At 51.3% G+C, this 13,792-nt stretch carries 12 protein-coding genes and 1 pseudogene; 6 read left to right on the top strand and 7 right to left on the bottom strand.

Annotated features, from left to right (window positions below; all coding sequences use genetic code 11):
• Positions 1–203: 203 nt before the first annotated feature.
• The gene (locus tag PAECUDRAFT_RS17430) at positions 204–1,841 is read right to left on the bottom strand and encodes a response regulator (protein WP_006039451.1); all 1,638 of its coding nucleotides are present in this window, start codon (positions 1,839–1,841) and stop codon (positions 204–206) included.
• Complete coding sequence (locus PAECUDRAFT_RS17425) at positions 1,819–3,591, bottom strand: cache domain-containing sensor histidine kinase (RefSeq protein WP_006039450.1); 1,773 nt, start codon at positions 3,589–3,591, stop codon at positions 1,819–1,821. The genes PAECUDRAFT_RS17430 and PAECUDRAFT_RS17425 overlap by 23 nt, the downstream gene beginning before the upstream one ends.
• Positions 3,592–3,866: 275 nt before the next feature.
• Here PAECUDRAFT_RS17425 and PAECUDRAFT_RS17420 point away from each other — a divergent pair, with 275 nt between their 5' ends.
• Positions 3,867–5,219, top strand: a complete 1,353-nt coding sequence (locus tag PAECUDRAFT_RS17420) for an ABC transporter substrate-binding protein (RefSeq protein ID WP_006039449.1) — start codon at positions 3,867–3,869, stop codon at positions 5,217–5,219.
• Positions 5,220–5,304: 85 nt separating this feature from the next.
• On the opposite strand, the gene PAECUDRAFT_RS17415 is transcribed toward PAECUDRAFT_RS17420, so the two are convergent.
• From PAECUDRAFT_RS17415 to PAECUDRAFT_RS24840, 4 genes are all read right to left on the bottom strand, one after another.
• Positions 5,305–6,570 (bottom strand): ATP-binding protein, encoded by a 1,266-nt coding sequence (locus PAECUDRAFT_RS17415; protein WP_006039448.1) that lies wholly within the window; start codon positions 6,568–6,570, stop codon positions 5,305–5,307.
• The gene (locus tag PAECUDRAFT_RS17410) at positions 6,567–7,610 is read right to left on the bottom strand and encodes a tetratricopeptide repeat protein (RefSeq protein ID WP_006039447.1); all 1,044 of its coding nucleotides are present in this window, start codon (positions 7,608–7,610) and stop codon (positions 6,567–6,569) included. The genes PAECUDRAFT_RS17415 and PAECUDRAFT_RS17410 overlap by 4 nt, the downstream gene beginning before the upstream one ends.
• 14 nt (positions 7,611–7,624) lie before the next feature.
• Positions 7,625–8,071, bottom strand: a complete 447-nt coding sequence (locus PAECUDRAFT_RS17405; protein ID WP_006039446.1) for a hypothetical protein — start codon at positions 8,069–8,071, stop codon at positions 7,625–7,627.
• A gap of 168 nt (positions 8,072–8,239) precedes the next feature.
• On the bottom strand, positions 8,240–9,379 hold the full coding sequence (locus PAECUDRAFT_RS24840; RefSeq protein WP_006039445.1) for a hypothetical protein: 1,140 nt from the start codon (positions 9,377–9,379) through the stop codon (positions 8,240–8,242).
• A gap of 190 nt (positions 9,380–9,569) precedes the next feature.
• Between PAECUDRAFT_RS24840 and PAECUDRAFT_RS17395 the strand changes: the two genes are divergently transcribed.
• The 4 genes and pseudogenes from PAECUDRAFT_RS17395 to PAECUDRAFT_RS17380 all read left to right on the top strand — a co-directional run bounded on the left by PAECUDRAFT_RS17395 (position 9,570) and on the right by PAECUDRAFT_RS17380 (position 12,263).
• Positions 9,570–10,514, top strand: a complete 945-nt coding sequence (locus PAECUDRAFT_RS17395) for a VanW family protein (RefSeq protein ID WP_006039444.1) — start codon at positions 9,570–9,572, stop codon at positions 10,512–10,514.
• Between the two features lie 128 nt (positions 10,515–10,642).
• Positions 10,643–10,972, top strand: a pseudogene (locus PAECUDRAFT_RS17390) (SDR family oxidoreductase); the annotation flags it as partial.
• 111 nt (positions 10,973–11,083) lie between these two features.
• A complete protein-coding gene (locus PAECUDRAFT_RS17385; RefSeq protein ID WP_006039442.1) occupies positions 11,084–11,503 on the top strand; it encodes an Rrf2 family transcriptional regulator in 420 nt (139 codons plus the stop codon).
• 118 nt (positions 11,504–11,621) lie between these two features.
• Positions 11,622–12,263 carry an NAD(P)-dependent oxidoreductase gene (locus PAECUDRAFT_RS17380; protein WP_006039441.1) on the top strand — a complete coding sequence of 214 codons (642 nt, stop codon included), beginning with the start codon at positions 11,622–11,624 and terminating at the stop codon, positions 12,261–12,263.
• Between the two features lie 183 nt (positions 12,264–12,446).
• Here PAECUDRAFT_RS17380 and PAECUDRAFT_RS17375 read toward each other — a convergent pair whose 3' ends face one another.
• Positions 12,447–12,716, bottom strand: coding sequence for a GNAT family N-acetyltransferase (locus PAECUDRAFT_RS17375; RefSeq protein ID WP_006039440.1), 270 nt, complete (start codon positions 12,714–12,716; stop codon positions 12,447–12,449).
• A 153-nt stretch (positions 12,717–12,869) separates the two neighbouring features.
• Here PAECUDRAFT_RS17375 and PAECUDRAFT_RS17370 point away from each other — a divergent pair, with 153 nt between their 5' ends.
• Positions 12,870–13,538: an HAD family hydrolase gene (locus PAECUDRAFT_RS17370; RefSeq protein ID WP_233516781.1), complete on the top strand. Its 669-nt coding sequence runs from the start codon at positions 12,870–12,872 to the stop codon at positions 13,536–13,538.
• Positions 13,539–13,792: the final 254 nt, after the last annotated feature.

Raw genomic sequence — 13,792 nt, 5'->3', positions numbered from 1 at the left:
GTAGCTCTAACGGACCGAGCAGCCTTTATTTGGCTCCAATCTGTCCCATCTGAATTCTAACGGACTCAGCTGCTGTTATCTAACTAATTTAGTTCCCATGAAGCTCCAATATGGCGAAATAACGGCTGTGAGGTCCGTTACATTTGCAATTGGGCGCGTTAGGAGCGATATAGCGGCTCTACGGTCCGTTAGCCTATTCTTTCTTAATTCGCACCACCATTTTTTTTGAATTGCGTAGGTGTGAGCCCGGTCCACTTTTTGAATGTCATACTGAAATAACGTTCCTCCTGATAGCCGACCATCTTGGCTACCGCATACATCTTATAATTTTTGCGCAGCAGCGACTTGGCATGCTCGATTCGGTATTGATGCAAATAATCGAGGAAGTTAATGCCGAGTTCCTGCTTGAACAGCGAGCTGAGATAGGTGTTGGATACGAAAACTTCCTTCGACACGGAATCGAGCGTCAGGTTCGTATGGTATTTGGCATGAATGATATCGAGCGCGCCTTGTACGGTGCGGTGAGTAGGAACCTGCGAGTTCAAGCCTGCTACGAGCGATCGAATGAGCTTCTTCACGAGCGTGGACAAGTCCTCCAGCGTTTCCATGTTCGGCACTTGCTTGATCAGGTCGACGATCCGTTGATTGGATTCCAGGGCGTTCACGTGCTGCTCTTGCGCAAGCTTTTGCAGCTCAAGCATGAATGCGGTAGCCCGCAAGCTTACTTCCGATTGGTCTGTCAGCGGGCCCCGGTGAAGCTGCTGCAGCCAAACCTCGGTTTGGTCCAACGCATCCTCGAACTTCATCGTTCGGAGATGGTGGAGGATGCTCTGCTCGAGCTTCAGCATTGATTTATCTTCGAAAATCGTTGCATCCGATGATGCGCCGTCAGCATTTTGCGCTAATTCGCTGTAGAGGACAATCGTTCCTTTGCCGGAATAGAAGCGGGTTTCGATCGCCTTCCAAGCTTGTTCATAGGATAGATGCAGATCATCGACGCTGCCGACCAGATTGCCTACGCCAATACTGACGGACATTCGCAAATATTGCTCTAGATTGATTTTTAGCCGGCCTAAGCTCAGCTTCGTTTCTTGAATCGACAGCTGCTTCTTCGGCGGGTTGGCGATCCATATGAAATCGTTACCATCGCGCACGACAACTACGTTATGGTCGAAGATGGGGTTAAACGTTTCTTGAATAATATTGAAGGCTGCGTATCGAATCAGCTCTTGATCGGTTTTATTGAATACCCGGTTGCCAGACGAATCGTCGACGCGAATAATGCCGGCCAGCAGATCAGTTGGTCGAATCGGGCTATTCCACTCCTCCAGCTGGTTCGAGCGGTTTTCAAGCTTCTGCCGCGGGCTGCGGACCCAACGCAGCAGCGACTGCTCGATAACGGTCGGCAAGCTGCGTTCCCATTTGTTCTGAATCGAGTGCATGGACGTTTGCGTTTCACGAATGGCCGTAATTTTCATCTTGGTGCTTACGATCAGTTGGACGAGCTCTTCCGTTCGGCAAGGTTTCAGCACATAGCCGTTTACCCCGAGCTGAATCGCTTTTTTGGCATATTGAAAATCGTCATAGCCGGACAGGACGATGACTTCAACGTTAGGCAGCGTAGCGCGCGCGGCTTGAATGAAATCAAGGCCGTTCATTTTTGGCATATGTATATCGGTAATGATGAGATCGGGAACAGGTCCTGCGGCTATGCGCTCGAGCGCTTCCAGTCCATCGCCCGCTTCCCCGCATAAGTGTAATCCGTTTTCCTTCCAAGGTATGGTATCTCTAAGTCCTTCACGAATCGTAATCTCGTCCTCAACCAGGAGTACATTCATCATGATCTCGGGTCTCCTCCCATGGAATGGCGATGGATGCAGTCGTCCCTCGTCCTTCTTGGCTGTCGATTCTTAGCTGCACCTCGGGGCCGAAAGCAAGCATAAGCCGTTCCTGTAAGTTTCTAATGGCAAAGCTTTGAGATGGATTCGTTGTCGTTCCTGCATCGCTTCGTTTCGTAATTTGCACGAACATATGGTTCAGCTCAGCCAATCGATCATAGGGAATGCCCGCGCCATTATCAGTGACGCTTATCATGAGCCGATCGCTGTCGATTTGGCATTTGACTTGAATGAAGCCATCCCCGTTCAAAGGCTCGATGCCATGGATGACAGCGTTCTCAACTAACGGCTGGATAAGCAGCTTCGGCACTTGCGCATGTCGCGCTCTTGGATCGATGTCCAAATCGAAGGTAATCCGGTTTTTGAAGCGCAGCCGCTGAAGATGCAAGTAGTGCTGGACGAGCTCCATCTCTTGCTCAAGCGAAATGATCGATCGACCGCCGCTTAACCGAAGACGAAACATGCGGGATAAGGAGTAAACCATCTCGGCGATGGCGGTTTCGCCGTTTCGCTGTGCAGACAGATAGATCATATCCAGCGTGTTGTATAGAAAATGCGGGTTAATCTGCTCTTGAAGCGTTTTTAATTCTGCTTCTCGTTGCTTAAGCTTCGTATTGTACACATCGTCGATGAGCTCTTTGATGCGTTCGACCATGACATTATAGCCGCGTCCCAATTGACCGATTTCATCGGTTGCCGAGAAATGCACCCGTTGGCTGAAGTCGCCGGTCTGCAGCATCCGCATCGATTTCAGCAGCTTCCGCATTGGCGTTGTGATGAATGATGTAGCGATCCACGAGAACAGCAGAGCGGTGAGCAAGCTGACGCTCATGAATATAATCGTAATCATGCTGATCCGATTCAGCTCTTGCAGCAGCGTATCCTTCGGTTGAATGACGACGGCATGCCAGCCGGTAAGGTCAGAGGAGGCTGAGGAGATGAGCCAATCTGATGATTGCAGAGTAGTAGGCATATCGCTTAAGGAAAGCTGCTTGATCTCTTTATTCGGTATGTTGCGATAGGAATGGCCAATCCAAGTCGATTCGGTACCGGTAAGGATCGTCCCGGCATCATCCAATACGAGCGCCTGCGCGTCGATGGAGTTAATGAGCTGCTTGCGCAGCTTGCTCTCCTGGACACCGACGATGATCATGCCTTTGGTTCGCAGATCAACGCTTTTGATCAGCTTAGCCAATACGATTTTGTTGTCGCTGTCGCCGACGAACAGCTTCTCAGAGGGCGGGATAAAGCCCCATGTTTCTTTGCCGTTCAGCTCGAGCGCGCTTTGAAACAGCTTGCTTTTTGAAAACAATGGATACGGCATGGCGCTGGTAAGCCCGGTCTGGTCAATGGCAAATGGCTGCCCAATCGATTTCATGCTGTTCGGTTCGAGCGGATAAATGATGAGGGATTGGATCGAATTGCGCGTAACCATTAAAGCAGAGAGAGTTGTAAAAGCTCTCCTGTGAACCTCGGGATCATCAGGCTTGGACAGCAGTTCTTGAACCGTTTCGGACAGTAAGAGATAGTTAGAGAAATCGATTGCATCTTGGGCGATGTTATTGAAATGGTCGATAGTTTGCCTTGTGAGATTCGTCTGATTTTGCCCGGCTTTGCTTAGCGCAAGCTGTGATGCGACGTAATAGGAGAAGTAACCGGTAAGGCCGATCGTAGCGATTAATAAAGGCGCCATCCAGCTAAGCAGTTTTAATCGAATAGGCCAGTTCCAATAGATGCGCTTCCAAGTGTTGAACAGGTGTAGTGCCTCCTCTGCGAAGTCATCTATAGTAGTTAAATTATACCGGATGTGCAGGAAGAGCGGGATAGGTTTGCAAAAAGTTCTTGAAAATGTATACCTAACTTCTAAAGTTCTCACTACAATATCTTAAAAATAGCACATGTTAAGAATAGGCAACAAGCGATATGATAGAGAGAAGAATTGCCATCGACTAGATAAGGTGGTCATCCATGAAGAAACCAGCAGTTATTCTCGCAGTTTTTGTTATTCTGCTATCGGTTGCCGCGTGCGGCGACGGCCGTACAAGCGGGCTGACAGGAGGGCGCGACATCCAGAACAGTGACAGTAGCATTGACGGGGAGAACGGACAACCGCAGACGATCACATTGAAGCTGTTTACGGCGTTATCTGATCGAATGAGCGGCGCAGGGAAAGTTGAACAAGCGATTATTGATCAATATATGATCGAGCATCCATCGATCAAAATCGAGGTGGAGGCGCTTCAGGACGAGCCCTACAAATCAAAGATGAAGATCTATTCCTCGACGAATTCGCTGCCCGATATTATTCAAACCTGGGGCCAGTCGTCGTTCATTAAGCCGCTCATCGATAACAAGATGCTGCTTGAGCTGCCTGCCCAGAAATTTGCGGAGAGCGGGTTTATTAAAGGCGCGACAGAAGGCTTCTCGCAGGACGGCAAGCTGTACGGGCTGCCTCGCTCAACCGACTACTTGGTTCTGTACTATAACAAAAAGATGTTTGCCGACAACAAGCTATCGGTTCCAACAAGCTTCGATGAATTGAAAGCGCTTGTAAAAACGCTCCGCGCAAAGGGGATCAATCCGATTGCGGTCAATGGCATGGATCGTTGGGTGTTCCCGATCTGGTTCGAGTATACGCAGCAGCGCCAGACCGGCAGCTTTGATCGGATGGATGATGCCTTGGCGCGTAAGATAAAGTTTACCGAACCAAGCTTCATAGCAGCAGCGACGCAGATGCAGGAGCTGGCGCAAGCGGGAGGATTTGCCGACGGCTATTTGACCGCGGATTATGGCGCAGCTAGAAACCTGTTCGGTCAGGGCAATGCGGCGATGTATCTGGTCGGCAATTGGGAGCTCGGCATTGCGACGGATGCGAATTTCACGCCGCAGTTCCGTCAATATGTCGGTGCGTTTTCGTATCCGGCATCGGATAAAGGGGCAGCTACGGACGTAGCTGCATGGTTCGGCGGCGGTTATTCCGTTTCAAGCGCCTCCAAGCATCCGGAGGAGGCGCTGCAATTTTTGGAATACTTCTTCAAGCCGGAGCATTGGGCGAATACGCTATGGGCGAATGGCGTGGGGACGCCAGCCTCTCGCTTCGTAAGGAGCAGCAACGAAACTGCGCTGCAGCAGGAGCTGTTCGAAATTTTCAGCAGCATGACGTCATCCAGCGGCACGCCGGTTCTCGATACATCAACGGTGGACTGGAAAGAGGCGATAATGGATTTGAATGCGAGGCTGCTCAACGGACAACTTACGCCAAAGCAGTTCGTCGAGGAATTGGACAAGGCGGCGGATATCGCGGCCAGCGTCCAATATTAAGGACAGCGATCGCTTACAAAAAGGAGATGCGCGCCGTGCCGTCAGGCTCGTCGCGCATCTCCTTTTTTGATCGGCGACTATGACGTTATAGCCGCTTGCCGTACTTGCGCAAATAATCCTCCACATCATTGTAGCTGCCGCTTTGGTTCGCATAACGTACGAAGTTTTTGGCGGTACGCAGCCATTCCAGCGTCGAAGGCGTTACCGTCTGCAGCGCACGCTCCATGTCCCGCATCTGAATGGGGCGCTCGACGTTCGTCTCCATGATCTCCTCCAGCACGAATTCGACTGCCCGCTCGCATACCTGTTCGATGTCGGCGCCAGAGAAATATTCGGTATGCTTAGCAAGCCAGTCATAGGCAATTTGTTCAGCCATACGCCCGTCCAACTTAAGCCTGAAAATAGTTTCGCGCGCGTCCTCATCCGGGGGCGCTACAAAAATTAATCGGTCGAATCGGCCGGGCCGCTTGAGCGCGTTATCGACATCCCAAGGCATGTTGGTCGCCCCCATGACGAGCACCTGATCCGTCGAGCTATCGATGCCTTCCATCTCTGTCAGGAACGTATCGACCAGCCCGCGGAAATTGGCTGAGGATTTGGAGCGGTCATGGCCGATCGCATCGATTTCGTCGATGAACAGAATGCTCGGCTTTTGCGCGCGCGCTTTGCTGAACAGCTCATGCAGGTTTCGTTCGCTCACCCCGATGTAAGGATCGAGAATATCGGCGATATGAATCGGGTAAAAGTTGGCGCGGCATTCGCCGGCAGTCGCTTTGGCGATAAACGTTTTGCCGCAGCCTGGCGGGCCGTAGAGCAGAACGCCGCCGCCCGCTTTTTTGCGAAACTTGGAAAACAGCCCTTGATTATAGAAGGGGCTGATGATTTTCATATGGATCGTTTTCTTCAGATCGCTTAGCCCCGCAACATCCTTGAACGAGATGCTCGCCGCTTCTGCGGCTGGCGCAGCAGTTGATTGCCCGCCGCTAATCACTTGGAACGGATGCGATCCCCGGTCACTGCGTTCGACAGGTCGTTCGTTCGAAGCAGGCGACACGGAGGGTGAAGCCGATTGAACGATTGCGACCGGCGGTGCAAGCGGTGAAGGCTCAGACGCTGCATGTGCGGATTCGTCTTGCGGGAGTTGCTTCGCCGGAAGAGAGGCGGCGAGTGCCAGTTTCTGAAGAAACAAAGGCTTTTGTTGCTCGTCCGCGATTTTCAGCCCCTCTGTGAAAGCAAGCACAGCTTCCATCGATTGATCGTTTTCCATATGCTCCACGCCCACCCAATACCAAGCCTCAGCTTGCTCGGGATGCGATTGTGCCATTTGCTGCAGCCAGCGTAATCGATTCATGATAGGCTCCTTCGTTTTGTCATTTTGTTCGCAATCAACCGACTGCCGAATATGAAAATAAGCCCTACTAGCGGATTTAAGGTCGCAATGCTGAACAGGATGCCGGCTAGCAAACCTAACACACGAATAGAGGTCGGTGAACCAAACATTGTTTTAAGAAAGCTGCGATTCGTATCTTTGGCCTCGTAATAGACCTGAACGACCACATTAGCGAAAATTAAGTAGAGCATAAATCCGATAGCAGCGTAGAACGGCCAGTGCACCGAAGGGCTGACGAAAGGATAAGAACCAAGCACAGCGACCGTGATCCAAAACCATAGGAACGGCATGCCGCCGATTCGATCCGCCAGATGATAGGGAAAGAGGAGCGCGTTCGCTTTTCGCTCGGCAATGCGCACGTTGCGCAGCAAAGACTCGTTCGTCGGATTTTTAATATAAGCTTCTCGAAAATGGCTGCGTGCCAGCTTGTAATTGCCGCTATAGAATTCCTTGATGCCAAGCTCGACGAGAAGAGCGCTCTCATCATCCTGATGCGTCACAAGCTTCTCTAGATGCATCATTTTGCTATGATCATGATTTCGGGCAATATCATAATAGAGGCTGTGCTTGAGGACGTTCGTATTGTTCGGGTCAATCCGCCGCGCTTCCGCTAACAGCTCGAGCCCACGCTCGCGTTGCCCGACTTTTATGAGCAATGAAGCATAAGAGGCAAGCACATTAACGGCGTTAGAATGGATGGCTAGAGCTGCCAGATAGCATTCTTCAGCCAAGCTCCATTGCTTTTCGGACGCATAGATGATGCCTAGCAAATAATGCACGTCGATTGGCGGATAGCCGGATTGATAGGCTTGCTGGAGATGCGTTCTGCTCGTCTCGTGCTCATTTAAGTGAAAGTAGGCGAGCGCGGCTTGATAATGCAGATGAGCATCCAAAGGATCTTCGGCAAGCGCAAGGTAGATAAGCTCTGAAGCTCTGCGGTAGTGGCTGATGCTCATATAATGATCGATTAAATGATGGACGTTTTGCTGCGAATGGTCCAATCCGGCGCCTCCTTTCACTTCATAATGGAAGACGTAACGATGGTTAAGTCAATGGCAATGCTGACTGCGCCGATGAGGAGAGCGATGCCTCTATGAAACAAGTAATGATAGTTGCCATGATAAATCATATGAAGGCGATAAGGCGTTTTGAGCATATGATAGAAAAACAAAAAGAGCAGCAGGTCGGGGAGCTTGAACAAAGGAAATAGAAGCCGATGATCCACCTCGAATGCGACAGGCAATAGCAGCGCCTCATAAGCGATTTTGACAGCTACAAACAGAATCGAGACTGTCCAAAGCAGCGCTAGCTTTTTCCCTTTGATCATGAGCATTCGGGCATTCAGGAGTCCCATGGCGGCTGCTGTAATCGCTCCGCCGAACAGCGCGGCATAGAAGAGGCTGGCAATGCGAAAGCTTCTAGTTTCGCGTGGGGAATACGTAAGAATCGGTTTATGTTCCATGCGGTCTCCTTATGTAAAGTTATGCCAAACCATATGCTTGATCATATCAAATAACAAAAAAATCCTCAATTGGTAGACTGGAATGGATAGATTAATCCGCTCACGAGGCAACAAAAGCATAAAAAAGCCGCTAACGGCAATGATGCCGAAAGCAGCTTGCTGCTTGCTTTATTTCATAATGACTTGCTTCATTCGCCATCCGGCCGAGGTGCTCTCCCGTTCGAACGTGAACGTGTAGGTCGCACGGTGTTCGGATTCATTTTGTTTCAATAAGGAAACGGATAATTGGACCTGCGCTGAAAGCGATTGGTCTTCGGGTATAGGAGGTTTACGATCCTTGTTCTTGTTGACGCGTATCGAGCGGATCGCATGCATCTCCGTCAGTAATGAGGCTTGCTCGCTATCGGGCAGGCCGATCGCAAGCTCCAGCAGCAAATCCTGATCGTGATGGTTAAGCGCTTCGACGACGCTTTCCGCTAATTGGAGAGGGGAAGCGCCATCCAGCATGCTGCGCAGTTGGCCGCCTGCCTTGTGAACCATTAATTGATGCGCGAGGTCAGGCGTTTCGGATTTGTGGGTGGTGCTGCCAAGAAAATGAAGGCAAAAATGGCCGGAAAAATCGTTGTCGGGTATGCCGTCCCCGCCGTGCGGCATGCCGTTCATCGACCCCGCTATCCAATATTGACCCGAGTGGACAAGCACGGCTCGGCGATTCCAGCTCCAATGGTCGTTGTAAATTTTTTTCATCATATGCGAATCTGCTTTGGATATCGGCTGCACATCCGCATGATCGCTGCCAGCTCGACGCTGCACGCGGAAGGACATCCCAGTGCCCATATCGGTAATCGTGAAAATCTGCTTCAGCGGCACAAGTTTCCGAACATCCGACCATTCGATCATTGCGCCATAATGGTTCGAGCGAAGCTGATTAGCGTAGGCGACCAGCTTATGGGCTGTAGCAGCATCAGGCACAAGCCTCTGCTGTGCGGCGGGGTCCCAAAGCATGCCTGTCGGCTCCAAGCGATAAATCGATTCCTTCTGGCCGTTAACGAGGCTAACCGCGACATCAGGCAGCCCGATTACCCCAGAGGCAGGCTCTCTTTTGGCCTTGGTCAACGCATGCGCAATGCTAACGCTCTCGATTCCTAAGCTGCTTGCTAACTCGTCGTGTCCATATCGGACGGTCAGGATCACCTTGCTTCCTTCCGGTTTAGGCGCACCATGGACAGGAGGGGCTATCACAGCTGTTAGAAGCAGAATGGATAAGATGGCGAGCAGTCGAGCGGACCGTTGACGAACAACCTTCACCTTCATGAACCTCCTCTGCTGCATCGAATTGGCTACTTCAATTCGCATGTAATTGCCGGATATATTGTTCGCTCTCGCTCGTTCAGATATGTAGGGGAGAAGTGGCCGACTGCTGGTACTTGTTGGTCGTAGCATAATCCGTCTCCTGTTGATGCACATTAGCGTTGAAGCTTACAGGAGGAATGCTTGCATGGTGCTGAAATGGATGGTTGCCGCTTTGCTGTTTACGCTACCCGCTTTGCCTAATCAGCTGCCTGAGCGTCTAATTGTGACACATGAGGGCCAGCAGCTGGCGGAGCTTGATCGTGCGAAATATACGGTGCCAATACCCGGGATTCCCGTTGCGGACGAAGCGCGCTTCAGGAAGCTGATGATAGAGCTGGAGCGCAGCACCAATCGTCCTGCTATGAATGCGGGTTTGAATGGATATGGCGGCATTACCCAAGAAAAGATCGGAAAAAAGCTGGATCGGAATCGATTCACGGAACAGTTTTATCGCTTCATGATTGAGGGCGGCGACAATCACATCGAGTTGCCGCAGCAGTCGATCTATCCTAAGGTAGACAGCGAGCTGATCTCGGTTATCCGTGAAAAGCGGATCGGGTATTACACAACCTATTACAACTCACGAAATGCGAATCGCTCGCATAATATCGCGTTAGCCGCGAAGGCGATTAACAATACGGTCGTTTTCCCCGGGGAATCGTTCTCGTTCAATGAAGTAGTCGGCATGCGTACGGTCGATAAAGGGTATAAAAGCGCGCCTGTCATTGTGCGGGGAGAGGTGTCGGAAGGGATAGGGGGCGGCATATGCCAAATCTCTTCGACCTTGTTCAACGCGGTTGACCGCGCAGGCATCCGCATTATTCAACGGTATTCGCATAGCCGCAACGTACCGTATGTACCGCCGGGCCGCGATGCGACCGTGAGCTGGTATGGGCCGGATTTTGTATTCCATAATCAATATAACCAGCCTATTTTGATCCGATCCTATGCGAATGTGGGGACTGTTCATATTGAAATCTATTCCTCTGAGCTGGTTCATTTCAAGCCGAAGGAAGTACCCCACGCCTCGCAGCAGCTCCCGGAAGAGGTAAAAGCGGAGCGCGGCGTTCATCGCCACAGTGCGGATTGAGGTCATAGTCTGGAATCGTGTACACTTGAAGCATCCGACCGGACAACCGGAGGCTGGCCGCTTGCGGCGAGCCTCTTTTTTTTTTGCAGGCATAACATTCATGGGAAAGGGTGTTTGAGGATGGATCGGCCGGCTCGCTGCCAACGAGCGTCAGCCGTGCAGCCGGGTTGGCGTTGACGAAGGCGATGAGCAAGGATCTTGCGCCAGCAGGCATCCGCGTGAATGCGGTATGCATCGGACTGATTCGCAGCGATCAAATCGAGCGAATGTGGCAAAGCGCAGCGCCGGAGCTTACGTGGGAGGCGTTCGCTGTCGATAGCCGCTTCCAAATTCCGCTCGGGCGGATTGGCGATGCGCAGGAGGCTGCGAATGTCATTACGTTCCTGTCGTCGTCGGCTGCTTCATACGTGACAGGCTCTGCGGTTAATATCGATGGAGGCACCTCAGCAGTTTTATAATCGGCTTTGTGTTGACGGTCTATAATGTAACTGATATAGTTACATTATAGACATCAGAACAATGAACATGACGCCTTATAGGCGAATACACGATCGAAGGAGGTGGAACAGGTGATTAGCAGTCGGTTTACGGTAGCGATTCACATTTTAGCGTTAATCGAAATGAGCGAAGGCTCCATAACGTCGGCGTATATCGCAGGCAGCGTGAATACGAATCCAGTTGTCATCCGGCGAATCATGAGCTTGTTGAGCAAGGCTGGCTTGATCGAATCGCGTCCCGGCGTTACGGGTATGAAGCTGGTGCGTCCGCTCGAGTCGATAACGTTTTTAGATGTATACCGAGCCGTAGAAGTACCCGAAAATGATGTGCTATTCGCCATCCATCAAAATTCAAATCCGCAATGTGTTGTCGGACGAAATGTTCAAAACGCATTAGAGGAGCCGCTGCTGGAAGCCCAGCGCCAGATGGAGCTGTCGCTTGCGAACACAACGGTTGCGCAGGTTGTGCGCCAGATGGAATCGAAGCAATAATTTTTTTTGCCACAATTAGTAACAACTTAGGTTACTAAACAAAATGTACCGTATCGATTATGCCTGTATTATTGCAATAAAGGATCGTTCTAATACAACTATTCGGAGGATGATGAACATGAAAATCGCAGTTATCGGAGCAAGCGGCAAAGCCGGACAATTGATTACGAAGGAAGCGGTTGATCGCGGTCATGAGGTGACGGCGATCGTGCGGAGCGCGGCTAAATTCCAAGGCGAAGCTGCTCATGTTGTAGAGAAAGAAATTTTTGATTTGAAAGCAGCTGACCTGTCGGCATATGATGTTGTCGTCAACGCATTCGGTGCTCCGCTCGGGCAAGAGCAGCTGCATCTGGAAGCGGGACGTGCGTTGATCGCTGCGCTGAAAGAAGCGCCGAATACACGTCTGATCGTCGTTGGCGGCGCGGGCAGCTTGTTCGTGGACGACTCGCATACGACACGTGTCTTCGAAACGCCGGAATTCCCCGAGTTCGTCCTTGCGACAGCGAAGAACCAAGGCCAGAACCTGCAAGAGCTGCAGCAATCCGAAGGCATTCAATGGACGTTCCTCAGCCCATCGGCTTTCTTCGACCCGGAGGGCAAACGCACAGGCGCTTACACGTCAGGCCTAGACCAATTGCTCGTGAACTCGCAAGGCAATAGCTACATCAGCTATGCCGATTATGCCATCGCGGTCATTGACGAGATCGAGAAGCCGCAGCATGTAAACCGCCGGTTTACGGTAGTAGGCGAAGCTGAATAAGGCGAGATAGCAGGCTCACAAGCACGGCACCCAGGCGGGTGCCGTTTTTCGTCTGAACGAGATGCTAATTACGCTACCCGGTCCATTCCTGTTCCAGAATGCTGTATAGGAGGGAGTCTCGCCAGCCATCTCGCATGCGCATGCTTTCCCGGATTTTACCCTCTAAGGTCAAGCCAGCTTTGACTAGAACTCGCGATGAGCCTGCGTTTCTCGGGTCGCAGGTGGCGTATCATGGTCTTTGATAGCAATAGCGAATACATATCTTGTTCGTGGCTCTTGTAAAGCATCGTTAATGACTTGTCTAACAAAAGCTTCCGTTTCGCCTTCCGTGTTCGGTCCCCAAGGCTGGTACTTGCAAACGATCTCCTGTGATGCGTATCGATGAACATCCATCCAGTCTTCATGCGTTAATTCTCTTAATTGTAGTTCGTTGTTCGGGTAGATGATTGTCATAGGTTTGCGCTTCATCCCTTCCGTTTTTTAATAGAATAGTTAGTTATTTACGGTTTGGCAACTGTTTCTAGGGCTTCAAGATGCGGGAGCAGGAGGGTAGCGCTGAATGTCGAAATCTACTTAAGCCGTCCCAACGGAAGGCTTGGAGGGAAAATGATGACTGCTTATACGATGCCGTTAGGCATTATTTTTGATATGGACAATACGCTGCTTCGATCGCATATCGATTTTCCTGCTATGAAACGGGAGGTGCATGCTTGGCTGGCAGCACGCGCGTTTGCAGCCGCTTCGCTCGATCTGAACCGATATACGACATCGATGCTGATTGAGGAAGCCAAGCAGGCTGGCATGTCCGCTGGGGACTATGAGGCAGTCATGCGAATAACGGCGGAGCATGAGGTGCGCGGGATGGCGGGCGCTGGACTTGAGCCGGGCGCAGTCGAGCTGCTCGATGCGCTGCACGGCCGATACATGCTGGCAATCGTGACGAACAATGCCGAGCAGGCAGCGGAGCGGGCGCTTACGGAGACGGGAATCATCGATCGATTCACTATTATCGTCGGGAGGGAAAGCATGCAGGCGATGAAGCCTTCGCCGAGCGGGTATGAGACGGTGCTGCGCCAAAGCGGGATTTCGGCATCAGAATGGCTGTCGGTAGGGGATTCTTGGATTGATGGAAAAGGCTCTGTCGATGCAGGCATCGCTTTCATCAGCTATGGGACAACATTGGAGGCAATGCGCTCGCGCGGCGTTGAGCCGATTCACAGCATTGAGGAGCTGATGGAGTTGGACCGATGGCTATCGCGCATAGGTGTGAAGTAAACAATGGGGTTTATAGGAGCATCCAAAAGAAAAAAAGTGAAAAAAGCTGCGTCTACTTCGAAGTAGGCGCAGCTTAGTTGGCGTTAGCTTAACGTGCCAGCCATCCGCCGTCCACGTTCAAGGCATGGTCGTTCAAATAGTCCGAAGCGGAAAAGCGAGGAATACGACAGGTCCCTACAGGTCATTCGTCTTCGGGCATGTCGAAGTAGAAGTACCCTCGGATCGGCGGTTATGCGTGTGGCATGGCATCATCG

Source organism: Paenibacillus curdlanolyticus YK9 (assembly GCF_000179615.1).
GTDB lineage: Bacteria > Bacillota > Bacilli > Paenibacillales > Paenibacillaceae > Paenibacillus_T > Paenibacillus_T curdlanolyticus.
This window is presented reverse-complemented; position numbering and strand designations above follow the sequence as displayed.

Coding starts and splice junctions, on each gene's coding strand:
- PAECUDRAFT_RS17430 (WP_006039451.1), bottom strand. CDS start 1,841: ATGATGAATGTACTCCTGGTTGAGGACGAGATTACGATTCGTGAAGGA.
- PAECUDRAFT_RS17425 (WP_006039450.1), bottom strand. CDS start 3,591: ATGGCGCCTTTATTAATCGCTACGATCGGCCTTACCGGTTACTTCTCC.
- PAECUDRAFT_RS17420 (WP_006039449.1), top strand. CDS start 3,867: ATGAAGAAACCAGCAGTTATTCTCGCAGTTTTTGTTATTCTGCTATCG.
- PAECUDRAFT_RS17415 (WP_006039448.1), bottom strand. CDS start 6,570: ATGAATCGATTACGCTGGCTGCAGCAAATGGCACAATCGCATCCCGAG.
- PAECUDRAFT_RS17405 (WP_006039446.1), bottom strand. CDS start 8,071: ATGGAACATAAACCGATTCTTACGTATTCCCCACGCGAAACTAGAAGC.
- PAECUDRAFT_RS17395 (WP_006039444.1), top strand. CDS start 9,570: ATGGTGCTGAAATGGATGGTTGCCGCTTTGCTGTTTACGCTACCCGCT.
- PAECUDRAFT_RS17380 (WP_006039441.1), top strand. CDS start 11,622: ATGAAAATCGCAGTTATCGGAGCAAGCGGCAAAGCCGGACAATTGATT.
- PAECUDRAFT_RS17375 (WP_006039440.1), bottom strand. CDS start 12,716: ATGACAATCATCTACCCGAACAACGAACTACAATTAAGAGAATTAACG.
- PAECUDRAFT_RS17370 (WP_233516781.1), top strand. CDS start 12,870: ATGATGACTGCTTATACGATGCCGTTAGGCATTATTTTTGATATGGAC.